Below are 15,414 nucleotides of genomic sequence, written 5' to 3' on the forward strand. Positions count from 1 at the left end.
CTGAAATGCGTCCCACAATGTATGGTACTCTTATGAGAACGAATAAAAAGAAGGAGCGGATGCAAATGACTATCAAAATGATCGCAGTGGACATGGACGGTACCTTTTTAGATGATCAGAAAGAGTATAATCGGGAACGATTTGAAAAGCTTTTTCGTCAATTACAGGAAAAAGGGATCAAGTTTGTGGTCGCCAGCGGCAATCAATATTTTCAATTGAAAAGCTTTTTCCCTGAGCTTCATACGGAAATGACCTTCGTTTCTGAGAACGGGGCGAATATTATCGTGGAGGGCGAAGATTATTATAATGCGCAGCTACCAATGACTAAAGTATTGAAGGCCTTGGCTGGGATCAATGCTCTTGAACCGACAGCCGTTGTGCTGTGCGGCAAAAAGAGTGCGTATGTGTCCAAGGAAATGCCGGCAGAGGTCTTCAACAGTGTGAGCTTTTATTATCCCAGTATCAAACAACTTGAAAAATTAGAAGATATCACAGAAGAAAACGATGAGATCTTCAAATTTGCCTTGTCATTTCCAAACGTCGGGATCGAAGCGAAGCTAGCAGCGTTGACAGATGTATTAGAAGGAGAAATGATCCCCGTTTCCAGTGGTCATGGCGACATTGACTTAATTATTCCGGGGGTTCATAAAGCAAACGGCTTAGCAAAATTAAGCGCTGAATGGAAGATCGATCCAGCAGAGATCGCGGCCTTTGGCGATAGCGGCAATGACATTGAAATGTTGGCCTATGCCGGCGCGAGCTACGCCATGGCAAACGCTCAGGAAAAAGTAAAGCAGGCCTCAAAAGAAATTATCGGCTCGAATAATCAAGAAAGCGTTTTGGAGATGATGGAGCTTTTATTGAAAGCATAGCGGAATTCTTGAGCTGTTTTCTTTAAGGAGCACATAATCAGTCTAAGGCTAGTTCTTTTATTCATAAAAAACGAACTGTGCAAGTTATCTTATACTTTTTAGTATGAGAATAACTTGCACAGTTTATTTTTTTATAGAGACTTTTTAATAAAGAAGTTCAATTTTTTTCTCTGTCAAAAATTCTTTCCATTCCTTCGATGCACGCTCATTCGTAATAATGTAATCTAACGAATCAAAACTTGAAATTAAATAAACCGTTCTAAAATCAAACTTTGTATTGTCAGCTAATAAGAAATTTTGCTCTGAGGCAAGGAAAAAATTTTCTCTGATTTTGGCTTCTTGTTCATTTGTATCCGTTGGTCCAGCAGGCATTGAAAGACCTGAACAGCTTACAAACGCTTTGTTTATCACATATTTTTTAATTGATTCATTGGTAATATTCCCAACTAAAGAATTTGATTTTGAGCGTAATGTACCGCCAAGAATAATCAAATTTATACTGGGACAATTCATTAAAATAGTTCCATTTGTAATTGAATTGGTAATGACTGTTACAGATAGTTTGGCTTCTTTTATTAATTTTGCTAGACAATTTGCTGTAGTGGAAGAATCGATTGCGATGGTATCTCCTGGATTAATATAATTCATGCAGATATTTGCGATCTTATTTTTTTCATCTTGCAGCATCTCTGTTCTAATGGCGATTGGAACTTCATTATCCATCGGCTCGATTAGAAAGGCTCCGCCTCGAACGCGTTTGATTTTTTTCTCATTTTGCAGATCTGCTAAATCATTTCGGACAGTTTCTTCAGTCACGCTAAAAAGCTTACTTAATTCAGAAGTTGAAACACTACCATTTTCATTCAATAAATCTTTTATAGTTTGCAGGCGTTCAAATTTCAACATTTAATATTCCCTCATTTCCTACGATGTCTACCTCATCATAACAATCATAAATTTGTAAATCAATAATCTTCTTTTTTTTGGTATTTTTGGCTTTCTTCGTTTTTCTTCGTTATTTAAACAAAAAACGGTTGACTTTTTTTGGGAATATTTGTATATTGAAGTCGAAGAAAGCGCTTAACCGAAAATAAACCAAAAAAAGGTGGGATTAAAATGAAAAAAGGCAATTTTATGGGAATGCTGCCGCTGCTCATTTTTCTGGCTCTGTATATGTTTACGGGGTTGTCGACTGGAAGTTTTGAGAATATGCCGTTAATGATTGGAATTACTATCGCTTGTGCAATTGCTCTTATTATGAATAAAAAGGATGAAAAAATAAGTTTTGATGAAAAGGTCGCAATATTTTGTAAAGGGGCAGGCGAATCTACTTTAATTCTGATGGTAATTATTTTCTTGTTGGCAGGTGCCTTCTATGGTGTAGCCAATGAGATGCACGCGGTAGATTCTGTTTCAAACCTTGGACTAAGTATTTTGCCGTCAAATATGATTTTACCTGGGATTTTTCTGATCGCCTGTTTATTAAGTTTTGCGATGGGGACTTCAATGGGGACCGTCGCCGCTCTTGCACCGATCGCAATTGATATTGCGGAAAAGACGAATTCAAATGTTGCTCTGCTTTGCGGAATTGTTGTTGGAGGTGCGATGTTTGGTGATAATCTTTCTTTCATTTCTGATACAACGATAGCAGCGACAAGGACGCAAGAAGTTTCGATGAAGTCTAAGTTCAAAGCGAATATTTTGATTGTTCTCCCAGCGGTGTTGATTAATCTAATCCTGCTTTCATTGCAAAAGATAGATACGAGTGCGATTACTGAGGGAACGTATCAATACGATTTAGTAAATATCTTACCTTACATTCTAGTGATTGTTCTTTCATTAGTAGGAATGAATGTAATCAATGTAATGACTTTAGGTGTCTTATCAGGACTTGCAATTGGTTTGCTCCATGGTGATTTTGGTTTAACTGGTTTTATGAAGACGGTTCATGAAGGCATGATGAGTATGCAGGATATGGCGCTCATTGCAGTATTAGTTGGCGGGTTAGTTGCTCTTATGAAACATCTCGGAGGTATCGACTGGCTATTATATAACTTGACAAAAGGGGTCAAAACACGACGCGGTGCGGAATTCTCCATCGCTGCATTAGTAAGTTTGATTGATATTGCAACAACCAATAATACGATCTCGATTATTGCAGCAGGACCACTAGCCAAAGATATTGCTGATCGTTTCGATATCTCTCGTTCTCGAACAGCCAGTATTTTAGATTTATTCGCTTCCGCCTTCAACGGGCTGCTTCCATATGCCGGCCAGCTTTTAGTTGTCGGAGGTCTAGCGGGAGTGTCGCCAGTGAGCATTATGCCTTATAACTGGTACTCAATGTTAATGATCGTTGCCGGCAGCTTATCGATTATTTTACAGGTTCCTAAGGTAAAGGATGTTCTTGACGTTAAAAAAACGAGCGTTTCAGAGGGTGAAGTGGATCAAATTTCAGAAATGGATTCAATGGAATAACTAAGATATAAAATCGAAAACTGGAGGATGCATGATGAAAAAACTATTAGTGCGAGCGCCGATCAATGAAGAAAATCGTTCAAAATTAAACGATCTTTTTGACGAGGTAGTCTATGAGCCTTGGACTGATTCTGGTGAAAGGTACTATGAACAAGAAATGATTGACTGTCTTTTACGGGAGAAACCTGACGCGTTGATTACTGAACTGGACGTCATTAATGAAAATGTGTTAAAGGAATATTCCGATTTGAAATTTATTGGTGATTGCAGAGCTTCGCCGGAAAATATTGATGTGAAGGCCTGCGATAAATATAATATTCCAGTTTTATGTACGCCCGCTCGAAATGCGAATGCTGTTGCTGAGATGTGGCTAGGCAGCTTAATTGCCTTTGAAAGGAATCTAGTAGATTCAGTGAACTGGGTAAAAGAAAGGAAGTGGAAGGAGGGAACGACGCCGTATTATTTATGGATGGGAAATGAGATTTACAAGAAAAAAATAGGATTTGTAGGTTTTGGTGCGGTAGCAAGAAATATTGCACAGCTGCTTCAAGGATTTGATGTAGAGATCGTCTACTATGATCCATTTGTAGAAGATGTAGAGAAGTGTCAGAAGGTTGAGTTGGAAGAAATATTTTCGAACTCCGATTATGTCACCGTTCATTTACCAGTGAATGCAAAGACCAAAAGAATGATTGACGAAAAACTGCTGTCGCTTATGAAACCCGAAAGTGTCTTTATTAATTCTTCCCGAAGTGCAGTGGTCGAGAACGATCGGTTATACGAATTAGTATCATCGAAAAAAATTCGCGGCGCGATCTTAGATGTCTTAGACACGGAGCCGCCAACAGCAAAGGACGCAGGAATTGCTGATATTCCCAATATTTTGTTGACCCCTCATATCTATGGGGCGTCACATCAGGTGGTGGATCATCAATCAGAGATTATCACGAGAAGCATTATCGATTATCTGAATAAGAACAAACCTGCTCATCAATTAGTAGGTGATCGTTAATGAAAAAAGATGCCGCTTTGATTATTGATATCGGAACGGGAAGTACCCGGGTCGCTGTAGTCTCCTGTGAAGGAAAGCTAGTCAGAATAAAAGGGTGTAAGAACACTTATTATATTGACGAAGCATACGATGATGCGAAATACTTTCTGCCTAACGAGTTGAAAGAAACGATTTTTTCAGTGATAAAAGAAGTTTTGAAAAATTTAGAGGGATTCAGAATCAAATATCTAAGCTCTTCTGCCGCTAGAGAATCATTTGTTTTATTAGATGAGAAGGGAAATGATTTCTACGGATTGCCTAATATTGATAATCGCGGAAAAACATGGTTGTCAGATATTTTTAATCGTGAATATATTGAGCAATACACTGGCAGACCTGTGACTGAAGATTTTGGCGCAATGAAATTTTATGGTTTGAAACAAAAAAGATCGGAACTCTTTCAGAAGATTACCGATGTCATCAGTTTGAGTGATTGGATTGGCTATCTTTTTACTGGGGAGATAGAAATGGAATTTTCCCATGCCTGCGAAACGCAGCTCTATAATATTTACTCGAAGAAATGGGATCAAACGATTTGTGACACATTCGATATAGGGGTGTCAATTTTGCCCCAGGTAGTTAAAGCAGGGACTGAGCATGAGATTCAAGCAGAAAGAATTTCAGCGTTCAAGCTAGATTCAGAGTGTTTGTATGTAGTAGGCGGAGCCGATACGCAATTAGCTGCTTTAGGAATGGATTTGGGCTCAGAAGATATCGGATTGATTTCAGGAACTTCCTCACCAGTCGTGAAATACAAAAATGAGATACCTGATTATGAAAAAAACAAAGAGTTCAATTTTTGGTGTAGTTGCAATTTGGCTGATGAGGGGTATCAAATTGAAACGAATCCTGGTGTCACTGGATTAAATTTTCAATTAATTAAAGACAAATTATTACCGGATTCTTCTTATGAAGCAATCGATGAATACGTTTTGGAACACTATAATCAATTGAAATGTTTAGGCAGCTTCACAACCCAATCGCCTTATAAAAATATAGCTTTTCCTAAAGGCGGTTTTTTAATGAACGTTCCTTTTGATCAAGAATTAAAAAAGGAAGATCTTGTTCACGGCGTTGTTGCCGATATCGCGTTTTCAATTGCCTTTAAGATTCGACAAAATGAAGTGTTAAGTCAAACGGAATCTCCCTTTATTGTTGGTTCAGGCGGGGGATTACGGATGACCAGCTTGTGCCAAATGATAGCTGATCTAACCAATAAAAAACTTGTTTTGAAAGAGAATTATGATGAGGCATCCGTCATTGGTGCTGCAAGAGTTTGTTTTTCAAAAGAGTCAACATTGGAAAGTATTCCGATAATCAAAGAATACGAACCAAGCAACGATAATTATTTACGAGAGCAATTAGAAACATGGCTGATGTACCGTGAAAAAATTAATAGTAAAAAAGAGATTGGAGCATTTTAAAAATGAAGTATATGGAACAAAGACAACAAATTGTAGATTTTGGGAAAAAACTAATCACTGAAAAATTAACGACGGGAACTGGCGGGAATATTTCGATTTTTATACGAGAAGACAATGTGATGCTGATCAGTCCCAGCGGTATTCCTTACAATGAAACAAAACCAGAAGATATCGTAGTTTTAGATTTAGAAGGCAATATCGTAGAAGGAACGAGAAAGCCTTCAAGTGAATATCACATGCACTGCATTTTTTATCAAAAAACCGAGCATATTAATTCTGTTGTACACACGCATTCTGATTATGCGACGGCCGTTGCTTGTTTATTACAAGACATTGAACCATTGCATTACATCATTGGTTCTGTCGGTGATCGCGTTCGGTGTTGTGAATATAAAACCTTTGGCACACAAGAATTGGCGGATGAAGCTTATCGAGTGATGGGAAATAATAACGGTATTTTACTTGGCAATCACGGAGCATTAGCCGTTGGCGCGAATTGTGAAGAGGCTTTTTCTGTCGCGAAGGATATTGAGTTTTTAGCGAAACTAAAAATCAGAGCAGAAGCTATCGGCAAGCCGGCTTTATTAAATTCCGAACAAATGGAAGTAGTAGTTGAAAAATTTGGTACTTATGGTCAGCAGTAAAACTAAATAATACTATCTTAATTTTCAGGGAGGCAAGGCATGTTAAATTTCAATTACTATAATCCCGCAAACATCTTTTTTGGTAAAGGCGAGGAAAAGCGTGTTGGCGAGTTGATTAGCAGATGGAGCAAAACCAGAAAAGTTTTAGTTCTCTTTAGTGGGGATTATTACGAAAAATTAGGAATTGCAGCTACGATTAGACAGGAATTAGAGAAATTTGATATTCAATATTTTGAAAATGGACACGTTGTTCCAAATCCAGAACTATCCTTAATCAATGAATTAAGTGATTTCGTAAAACAGCAAAACATCGATTTTATTTTAGCTGTTGGCGGAGGCAGCGTAATTGATACTGCTAAGGCAACCGCCTTGGGGAGTTTATATGATGGTGATACCTGGGACTACTTTACAGGAGAGAAAGAGGTCACCGAAGCTTTACCAGTTGGCGCGATTTCTACCGTAGCATCTTCTGGATCTGAGATGTCGCCGGCGACGATCGTATCCAATAAAGAATACAAATTAGGCGTAGAGAGTGAAATTATTATTCCTAAATTTTCAATTATTAATCCGGAATTTACTGTGAAACTACCTAAGTATAATACGGGAGTTGGAACGGCTGATATTTTATCTCACTTATTAGAACGCTATTTTAGCAAGGTGGAGCACACCGATATTACCGATTTCTTGTTAGAAGGAGCCATTAAGTCAACATTGATCAACGGGGTTAAGCTGATCAATGATTTAGAGAACTATGATCTACGGGCAGAGATGTCTTTAACAGCAATCATCGCTCATAACAATAGTTTAGAACTTGGGCGCGAACCTGATTGGGGTTCTCACAGGATTGAACATGAATTGAGTGGTCAATATGGAATCGTTCATGGAGAAGGAATGGTCGTAGTTACTTTAGCCTGGATGAAATACATTAGTACATTTTATCCGGAGCAATTAGTGAAATACGGTATTCGAATTTTCGGTATCGATCCCATCATCTATTCTGAAAATGAGATCATTGATCTGGCTATCGAGAAGACGAAAGAGTTCTTTCTGAAACTGGGAATGAGAACAAGCCTGACGGAGATGGAAATCAAGGCTGAGCATTTTGAAGACATGGCCAAAAGAGCGACCAAAAATGATTCTCAGACAGTTGGGCATCTTAAACCGCTAAATCAACAAGACATTGTGGAGATTTTAAAACTAGCTTTGTAAAAAGATGATTGGAGTAAAGAAAGATGAGTAATGATGTTGTGTATGACCAGCATTTTTTAATGAATGCTGACGACATAAAAAAATTTGTGGTCGATCATTTAAAGTTGTTCCGAAAATCAGAATACTTAGAGGTGTCTGAAATCGGAGACGGAAATATCAACTATGTTTATCAAGTAACGGATCATTCAACTGGTCAGACAGTTGTGGTGAAACAAGCGGATAAATACTTGCGTTCTTCCGGCAGACGCTTGGATCTTTCGCGTAATCGAATTGAATCTGAAATACTGCAAATTCAAAATAAGCTGGCGCCGGAATACATTCCGGAAGTTTACAATTACAATGAAACACTTGCGGCATTAACAATGGAAAATATCTCAGAGTATAAAAATATGCGTTATGAATTAATTGATCAGCAGATTTTTCCAACATTCAGTGAAGATATTTCTGATTTTTTAATCAAAGTGCTTATTCCTACAACTGATTTAGTCTTGGAGCGGGGAGAGAAGAAAACGAGAGTGAAATCATTTACTAATATCGACATGTGCGATATTAGCGAAGACTTAGTTTTGACAGAACCTTACGATGATTACAAAAAGCAAAATATCATTACGCCAGGAAACGAAGAATTTGTCGAGGCACATTTGTATGCAGACGAAGAGCTGCATGCAGAAGTGGCTTGGTTAAGAAATAATTTTATGAATAATACGCAGGCACTAGTTCATGGAGACCTGCATACCGGTTCAATTTTTATCAATCAAGCCGGACTGAAGGTGATCGATCCGGAATTTGCTTTCTATGGACCGATGGGCTATGACATCGGAAATGTACTTGCACATTTACTTTTTCCTTTGGTATTGGATCAAACACGTAACGACTCTAACGAAGAATTTCAAGCATGGCTTTTGACAAGTATTGAAGAAATTTTTGATAAGATCTGCGCTAAATTTAATACCTTTTATGAAGAAAATGTCGACTTTAAACTTTATCGAAATGAACAATTTAAACAACACTATCTGAAATCTATGATGGCTGATACTTTAGGTTATACCGGTACGGAGATCATCCGTCGCGTTGTTGGAGATTCAAAAGTCAAAGAACTGTCATTGATTGCAGAAGATAAGAAACTAGATGCTGAGAGAGTGTTAGTCAAATATGGAATATACCTTATAAAAAATCGGGAAAATATCAGAACAGGGAAAGAATTAGTAGATATTTTTAACCAATGCAAAGAAGGAATTTAGATGGAACGTCAAGACTATATGATGCCAACACTTTTACAATATGAGAATGTTGCTTGGTATGAAAATGGAAAAGTTCGCATTCTTGATCGACGGATTTATCCTAGAGAAACTCAATTTGTCGATTGTTACACCTATCAAGAAGTAGCACAAGCAATCACAGATATGGTTACTCAAAGTGCTGGTCCTTATACTGCTGCTGGAATGGGGATGGCATTAGCCAGCTATCAAAGTGCTGACTTGTCCGTCGAAGATCAGCTGGCCTATCTAAAAGAAGCGAGTGAAACCATTGCAACCGCTAGACCGACTACTGCGAATCGAATGCGTTTGATTACAGAAAAATGTTTAGACATCGCAAAGGAAGCTTTAGCTGCGGGCACATCACCAACGGAAGCAATCAGGCAAAATACGATTGATTCTTTAAATCGCCGCTACTTCACTATGAATAAAGTAGCCAAGTTTTTAATTGAAAAAATTCCCAATAATGGAACCGTGCTAACTCAGTGTTACGGTGAAACAATTATTGGGATGCTCTTGCGTGAAGCAATTGAGCAGAAAAAAGATCTTCAATTCTTTTGTGCAGAAACACGACCCTATTTACAAGGGGCTCGATTAACAGCTAGCTGCTGTGCAGAAATGGGTTTTAAAACAACTGTGATTTCTGACAATATGATTGCTTACTTAATGAGTTCGCGAAAAATTGATTTGTTTACGTCTGCCGCAGACAGCATCTCACAAGACGGATATATCGCTAATAAAGTTGGTACCTATCAGATTGCGATACTAGCTAAGTACTTTGGGATTCCATATTTTGTAACAGGGATTCCTGATTCAGATAAGAAGGATAAAAGTAGTATTAAAATCGAAATGCGCGATCCGGAACAAGTGATGGAACTAAATGGTATTAAGCATACGTTGAATGGCGTTCAAGCAATCTATCCATCTTTCGATATCACTCCACCGGAATTCATTGGCGCAGTTGTCACGGATCGAGGATTCTATTCACCCTATGATCTTAAGAGCTATTTTAAAGAGAATCCAGAAAATAATTTTTATTAAACGATACTAATTTCTTGTTGTTTGAGAAAGCTGTCTCTTTTCAGGGTGTCACTCATAGACGGCTTTCTCCTTTAAAAAAATTTGCTGGATTTTTTAAGCGTTAGTAAAGCTAGAGGTATTGGTTTTTATGTATGCGGTTTCAAAAACGGATATAAATTGAACATTGACGAGATGGGAAAATTATTTATGAAAGACATCAGGCGATCTTGATGTCTTAACATAAGAAATACTTAGGAGGTATTTTATGTCAAGCGTTAAAAAGGGAAGTTTCAAAGGACTTATGCCGCTGATCATTTTTTTAGTGCTCTATGTTTTAACGGGTGTTGTATCAGGTAAATTTGATAGCATGCCGTTATTAGTCGGAATTATTATTGCCACGATCGTATCATTTGTTTTTTCACCTCCAGAAGGAACCGAGAAGTTATCCTTTGATCAGAAGGTTATCACTTTTTGTAAAGGCGGCGGAGAACCGACACTAATCATGATGGTCGTTATCTTTATTCTTGCCGGGGCCTTTCAAGGTGTCGCTTCTGAAATGGGAGCCGTTTCTTCTGTGACAAACTTAGGCTTGAGTATTTTACCGGGCAAGATGATTTTACCGGGAATATTTGTTATCGGCTGTATCCTAAGTTTCGCGATGGGAACCTCGATGGGAACGATTATTGCATTAATGCCTGTTGCAGTGAATGTTGCAACAAAAACAGGGGTTAATCCCGCTCTAATGGCAGGAATCGTGGTTGGTGGAGCGATGTTTGGCGATAACTTATCATTCATTTCCGCAACAGCAATCGCTTCTGCTCAAACACAAAATGTTACTCAAAGAGAAAAATTTAAGCTGAACATCATTACGTATCTTCCGGCGATTGTCATAAACATTATTTTGCTCGCAATGTATCCAATTAAGGATATTGCGATTAGTTCGTCTTATAATTATAATCTAGTGGAAATTATTCCCTATATTTTAGTAATCGCTTTGTCACTAGCAGGGATGAATGTAATGCCGGTAATGTTAGTGGGTGTTTGTTCGGGGATCATCATCGGTGTAATCTCTGGGGACTTCACTTTGATCGGCTCGATGGAATTTGTTCAAAAAGGAATGGCCGGAATGGAAGACATGGCTATTATCGCAGTATTTGTCGGCGGGCTAGTTGAGATAATGAAATATCTCGGCGGTATTCAGTGGTTGATGGATACATTGGGTAAAAGAACGAAATCTAGAAAAGGTGCAGAGCTGTCTATCGGTTTATTAGTCACATTATTATGTGTGGCGACTACGAATAATACAATTGCGATTATCACTGTTGGTCCGCTTGCCACAGAAATCGGTGAAAGATTTAATTTAGCTCGAGCTCGTGTCGCTACTATTCTCTCCATGTTTGGAACGCATATCCAAGGAGTAATACCATATGCGGGGCAACTGCTGGTAGCAGGTGGAATGGCGAAGGTTTCTCCTGTAGAGGTTATGCCATGGGTTTGGTATTGTTACTTAACCTTAATCTTTAGTATCCTGTTTGTGGTATTAGATTTCCCACGGATCAAAGCAACTGAGGAAAATGGTTATAGTAATTTCCCAACTGCGTAGCAACCAGAATTATGGATAAGGTTGTAAAGAAAAATTAATGAATAGCTTTAAACGGTTAGGTGATAGTCACTATCTAACCGTTTTTTCTTTTTTTGCTAAAGTAGATTTTCGTTTGTTCGCGGGCAGTGTGTTAAAATAAGTTGATTCTCAATGGATTCAGCAGATAAATAATTAAACGTATTAGGAGGACTACCAATGATTTTTGATTCTCATACGCATTTGAATGCGGAACAATTTGAAGCAGAAATACCTGAAACGGTTGAACGCGCCCGCGAGCTTGGCGTGACGGAAATGGCTGTTGTCGGGTTTGATACACCAACGATTGAAAAAAGTTTAGAACTAAACCAGCAATATGAGGGAATTTATTCTATTATCGGCTGGCATCCGACCGAGGCTGGCAGTTACACGAAGGCGATCGAAGATGACCTGATTAAGAAATTAACATTGCCGAAAGTAGTAGCGTTAGGCGAGATCGGGCTGGATTATTATTGGATGGAAGACCCGAAAGAGGTTCAGGAGAAAGTTTTCCGCCGTCAGATCGCGATCGCTAAAGAAATGAATCTTCCTATTAGCATCCACACTCGCGATGCGATGGAAGATACCTATAAGATTTTGAAGGAAGAAGACATTCGCGACATCGGCGGAATCATGCACAGCTTCAGCGGCAGCGGCGAATGGGCGAAGCGCTTTTTAGATTTAGGCATGCATGTGTCATTTTCGGGCGTCGTGACCTTCAAAAAAGCATTGGATGTCCAAGAAGCGGCTACCATCGTGCCGATGGATAAATTATTAGTAGAAACCGATGCGCCATATTTGGCACCGATGCCTTATCGCGGAAAACGTAATGAACCGGGCTATACCCGGTATGTGGTTGAAAAAATTGCGGAATTGCGCAATTTGCCAATGGAAGAAGTAGCACAGCAAACGACCGAAAATGCTCATCGTTTGTTTAGGATCAATGCCAATGGATAAAGAAAAAATTGAAGAGATCATCGTTGTTGAAGGCAAAGACGATACAAAACGGTTAAAAGAAGTCTTTGAGGTGGATACGATCGAGACCCGCGGATCGGCGATCAACGAATCGATCCTAGAGCAAATCGAACATGCACAGGAGACGCGCGGTGTGATCGTTTTTACCGACCCTGATTTTTCGGGGGAGAAGATCCGCAAGACGATCATGGAAGCCATTCCCGATGCGCAACACGCCTTTTTATCCAGACGAATGGCTGCACCGCAAAAACGCGGCTCAAGTCTTGGGGTGGAGCATGCCAGTGATGAAGCAATCATTGATGCCCTGCATAAAGTCGTGACTCCAGCAGCGGGTGATGAGCCAAAAATAGCTAGACAAACGCTGTTGGATTATGGTTTAATAGCGGGAGCTCAAGCCCGCGAACGACGGGAACGTCTGGGCGATGAATTGAAGATTGGCTATACGAATGCCAAGCAATTGGAAAAACGTTTAACGATGTTTCGGATCACCGAAGCACAACTGCATGAGGCAATGAGGAAAGTAGAGGAAACTTTGTGAACAAAGATATAGCAACGCCTTCGCGAACGCGAGAAATCCTGCAAAAACACGGCTTCTCCTTCAAGAAGAGTCTTGGTCAGAACTTTTTGACCGAACCCAACATTTTACAAAAAATCGTCAAAACTGCCGAGATTGATGAACAGACCAATGTGATTGAAGTCGGACCGGGGATCGGTGCATTGACGGAGCATTTGGCCCGCGCGGCCCATCAGGTGCTGGCCTTTGAGATCGATGATCGTTTGATCCCGGTTTTAGCTGATACATTGAGTCCTTATGATAATATCAAAGTCGTTCATAACGACATTTTGAAGGTTGATTTGAAAAAAGAGACCGAGTATTTTGCTCAAGCAGGTCCAATCAAGGTTGTCGCGAACCTGCCCTATTACATCACTACCCCGATCATGATGCATATTTTAGAATCTGATCTGGCCGTTGATGAGATGGTGGTCATGATGCAGCGAGAAGTTGCCGATCGAATCTCCGCTAAACCAAGCACGAAGGCATACGGCTCCTTGTCGATCGCTGTGCAATATTATATGGAAGCAAGCACCGCTTTTATCGTACCAAAGACGGTTTTCATTCCGCAGCCGAATGTGGATTCTGCGATTTTACGTTTGGTTCGCAGAAAAACACCCGCAGTCGAAGTCACTAGCGAAAAAGAATTTTTCAAATTGACCAAAGCGGCGTTCATTTTACGTCGGAAGACTTTATGGAACAATTTATTAAACAGCTATGGCAAAGACGATGCGACGAAAGCTTGGTTGGAAACCAGTTTGCAGCAAGCCGAGATCGATCCGAAGCGCCGCGGCGAAACCCTTTCGTTGGAGGAATTTGCCCGCTTATCTAATGCGTTAGAAGCAAATAAAGCAAACTAAAAAGAGCTTCGGCTCTTTTTGTTTTTTCATTAAATCCCAACGAAATTTGTCAATTAAAACCCAACTCCCCTATAATAGGAAAGTACATAAATTTTTTACTTGGAGGACACAATGAAAAAATTCCTAATTGGATTAGTCATAATAGCTTTATTAGGTGTGGGCGGATATTACGCCTATACGACTTTTTTCACCAAAGAAGAAGCACCAAAGCAAGAAACACGCAAAACAACCATAAAAAAGGTGAAGGAACCAGAAAAATCAGGGGAGACCATCAAGGCGAGCGATTACAGTGATTCAGACAACTGGCTGGCAAAACCAACCGAAATCACGAGTCAAGCTGATGTCTTCATGCTGTATCCTACCGCTTACGCACAAAAAAATGAAAATTCATCACCAGTAGCCAAAATCGATAATGCGACGATGCGCGCGGGAGCTCAAGTTTTCCTAGCCACTCAAGGCTCTGCTTTTGATACGAGCGGCAATATTTTTGCACCTTATTACCGTCAACTAGATGCCAACTGGTTATACTCAAAATCAAAAGCGGAACAAAATGAATATGTCGATGGTATACCGAAGGCCGATGTTTACGCTGCCTTTGATTACTACATCAAACACGAAAACAACAATCGTCCCTTTATTTTAGTAGGGCATTCGCAAGGTGCTCGCATGATCAAAGCGATTATGTATGATTATTTCAAAAATAATCCTGGTGTCAGCGACCGTATGATCGCCGCTTACGTATTGGGACAGTCGGTAACACAACAAGAAATGAACGATAATCCGCAAGTAAAATTTGCGACGGGTCCCGATGATACAGGTGTGGTTATTTCCTACAATACGGTTGCTCCAGATTTCACTGGTGAATTGCCAACGTGGGATGAAGGTGCTTTAGCCATCAATCCGATCAACTGGACAACTGATGGTACGCCAGCACCGGCTGAAGAAAATCTAGGGTCGTATGTCCGAAATGACGAGGGCGACTACACGAAGGTTATGAATCTAGCTGATGCGACCGTTGACGGAACAAGAGGGTTAGTCGTTTCTTCCACCGTTGATAAAGCCAAATACGAAATGCCGGAAAGCACCCGCAAGCTTTACCCAGCCGGTTCGTACTTAAACAATGACATCAGCTTCTATTACTATAACTTGCAGCAAAATGCAGAAAATCGCGAAGCTCAATACTTTGCGACCCATCCGCAGCAAACAACGGCTGATCCATCCGCACAACAAGATGGACAGACAGCAGATGCCGATCAACAAACTGCACAATAAGATATTGAACTGCCTATCGAAAAGGATGGGCAGTTTTTTTAGTCGTTTAACAGCATGCTTAACTATAAGTGAAACCGAAATAACCCCATCGACCTAAGAAAGTTTTGTAGTGACCCCAAAAAGTTAGACTTTTTTCGGAGTGGAGAAATCCACTCTATTTTTTTGTTGCTTTTATTGTCAAT

The 15,414-nt window shown here is 39.7% G+C and carries 14 protein-coding genes; 13 read left to right on the forward strand and 1 reads right to left on the reverse strand.

Annotated elements, in window-relative coordinates:
• The first annotated feature begins 65 nt into the window (after positions 1-65).
• The gene (locus FFR60_RS21860) at positions 66-872 is read left to right on the forward strand and encodes a Cof-type HAD-IIB family hydrolase (RefSeq protein WP_137665806.1); all 807 of its coding nucleotides are present in this window, start codon (positions 66-68) and stop codon (positions 870-872) included.
• A 144-nt stretch (positions 873-1,016) separates the two neighbouring features.
• Here FFR60_RS21860 and FFR60_RS21865 read toward each other — a convergent pair whose 3' ends face one another.
• Positions 1,017-1,778 carry a DeoR/GlpR family DNA-binding transcription regulator gene (locus FFR60_RS21865; protein ID WP_137665807.1) on the reverse strand — a complete coding sequence of 254 codons (762 nt, stop codon included), beginning with the start codon at positions 1,776-1,778 and terminating at the stop codon, positions 1,017-1,019.
• A gap of 210 nt (positions 1,779-1,988) precedes the next feature.
• Between FFR60_RS21865 and FFR60_RS21870 the strand changes: the two genes are divergently transcribed.
• The 12 genes from FFR60_RS21870 (at position 1,989) to FFR60_RS21925 (ending at position 15,232) form a co-directional block, all read left to right on the forward strand.
• Positions 1,989-3,350: a Na+/H+ antiporter NhaC family protein gene (locus tag FFR60_RS21870; protein ID WP_137665808.1), complete on the forward strand. Its 1,362-nt coding sequence runs from the start codon at positions 1,989-1,991 to the stop codon at positions 3,348-3,350.
• 31 nt (positions 3,351-3,381) lie between these two features.
• Positions 3,382-4,362: an NAD(P)-dependent oxidoreductase gene (locus tag FFR60_RS21875; protein ID WP_249355068.1), complete on the forward strand. Its 981-nt coding sequence runs from the start codon at positions 3,382-3,384 to the stop codon at positions 4,360-4,362.
• The gene (locus FFR60_RS21880) at positions 4,362-5,825 is read left to right on the forward strand and encodes an FGGY-family carbohydrate kinase (RefSeq protein ID WP_137665810.1); all 1,464 of its coding nucleotides are present in this window, start codon (positions 4,362-4,364) and stop codon (positions 5,823-5,825) included. Before FFR60_RS21875 ends, FFR60_RS21880 begins: the two co-directional genes overlap by 1 nt.
• 2 nt (positions 5,826-5,827) lie before the next feature.
• Positions 5,828-6,469, forward strand: coding sequence for an L-fuculose-phosphate aldolase (locus FFR60_RS21885; protein WP_137665811.1), 642 nt, complete (start codon positions 5,828-5,830; stop codon positions 6,467-6,469).
• A gap of 39 nt (positions 6,470-6,508) precedes the next feature.
• Entirely contained in the window at positions 6,509-7,678 is a 1,170-nt protein-coding gene (locus FFR60_RS21890) for an iron-containing alcohol dehydrogenase (protein ID WP_137665812.1), read from the forward strand.
• 23 nt (positions 7,679-7,701) lie between these two features.
• A complete protein-coding gene (gene mtnK, locus FFR60_RS21895; protein ID WP_137665813.1) occupies positions 7,702-8,919 on the forward strand; it encodes an S-methyl-5-thioribose kinase in 1,218 nt (405 codons plus the stop codon).
• Complete coding sequence (locus tag FFR60_RS21900) at positions 8,920-9,975, forward strand: S-methyl-5-thioribose-1-phosphate isomerase (protein WP_137665814.1); 1,056 nt, start codon at positions 8,920-8,922, stop codon at positions 9,973-9,975.
• 244 nt (positions 9,976-10,219) lie between these two features.
• Positions 10,220-11,557, forward strand: a complete 1,338-nt coding sequence (locus FFR60_RS21905; RefSeq protein ID WP_137665815.1) for a Na+/H+ antiporter NhaC family protein — start codon at positions 10,220-10,222, stop codon at positions 11,555-11,557.
• A gap of 195 nt (positions 11,558-11,752) precedes the next feature.
• The gene (locus FFR60_RS21910; protein WP_137665816.1) at positions 11,753-12,529 is read left to right on the forward strand and encodes a TatD family hydrolase; all 777 of its coding nucleotides are present in this window, start codon (positions 11,753-11,755) and stop codon (positions 12,527-12,529) included.
• A complete protein-coding gene (rnmV, locus tag FFR60_RS21915) occupies positions 12,522-13,085 on the forward strand; it encodes a ribonuclease M5 (RefSeq protein ID WP_137665817.1) in 564 nt (187 codons plus the stop codon). Before FFR60_RS21910 ends, rnmV begins: the two co-directional genes overlap by 8 nt.
• Complete coding sequence (gene rsmA / locus FFR60_RS21920; protein ID WP_137665818.1) at positions 13,082-13,960, forward strand: 16S rRNA (adenine(1518)-N(6)/adenine(1519)-N(6))-dimethyltransferase RsmA; 879 nt, start codon at positions 13,082-13,084, stop codon at positions 13,958-13,960. The genes rnmV and rsmA overlap by 4 nt, the downstream gene beginning before the upstream one ends.
• A 111-nt stretch (positions 13,961-14,071) precedes the next feature.
• A complete protein-coding gene (locus tag FFR60_RS21925; RefSeq protein ID WP_137665819.1) occupies positions 14,072-15,232 on the forward strand; it encodes a DUF3089 domain-containing protein in 1,161 nt (386 codons plus the stop codon).
• Positions 15,233-15,414 lie beyond the last annotated feature (182 nt).

Origin of the sequence: Enterococcus hulanensis (assembly GCF_005405485.1) — a bacterium.
Classification (GTDB): domain Bacteria; phylum Bacillota; class Bacilli; order Lactobacillales; family Enterococcaceae; genus Enterococcus_A; species Enterococcus_A hulanensis.

Coding starts and splice junctions, on each gene's coding strand:
- FFR60_RS21860 (WP_137665806.1), top strand. CDS start 66: ATGACTATCAAAATGATCGCAGTGGACATGGACGGTACCTTTTTAGAT.
- FFR60_RS21865 (WP_137665807.1), bottom strand. CDS start 1,778: ATGTTGAAATTTGAACGCCTGCAAACTATAAAAGATTTATTGAATGAA.
- FFR60_RS21870 (WP_137665808.1), top strand. CDS start 1,989: ATGAAAAAAGGCAATTTTATGGGAATGCTGCCGCTGCTCATTTTTCTG.
- FFR60_RS21875 (WP_249355068.1), top strand. CDS start 3,382: ATGATGAAAAAACTATTAGTGCGAGCGCCGATCAATGAAGAAAATCGT.
- FFR60_RS21880 (WP_137665810.1), top strand. CDS start 4,362: ATGAAAAAAGATGCCGCTTTGATTATTGATATCGGAACGGGAAGTACC.
- FFR60_RS21885 (WP_137665811.1), top strand. CDS start 5,828: ATGAAGTATATGGAACAAAGACAACAAATTGTAGATTTTGGGAAAAAA.
- FFR60_RS21890 (WP_137665812.1), top strand. CDS start 6,509: ATGTTAAATTTCAATTACTATAATCCCGCAAACATCTTTTTTGGTAAA.
- mtnK (WP_137665813.1), top strand. CDS start 7,702: ATGAGTAATGATGTTGTGTATGACCAGCATTTTTTAATGAATGCTGAC.
- FFR60_RS21900 (WP_137665814.1), top strand. CDS start 8,920: ATGGAACGTCAAGACTATATGATGCCAACACTTTTACAATATGAGAAT.
- FFR60_RS21905 (WP_137665815.1), top strand. CDS start 10,220: ATGTCAAGCGTTAAAAAGGGAAGTTTCAAAGGACTTATGCCGCTGATC.
- FFR60_RS21910 (WP_137665816.1), top strand. CDS start 11,753: ATGATTTTTGATTCTCATACGCATTTGAATGCGGAACAATTTGAAGCA.
- rnmV (WP_137665817.1), top strand. CDS start 12,522: ATGGATAAAGAAAAAATTGAAGAGATCATCGTTGTTGAAGGCAAAGAC.
- FFR60_RS21925 (WP_137665819.1), top strand. CDS start 14,072: ATGAAAAAATTCCTAATTGGATTAGTCATAATAGCTTTATTAGGTGTG.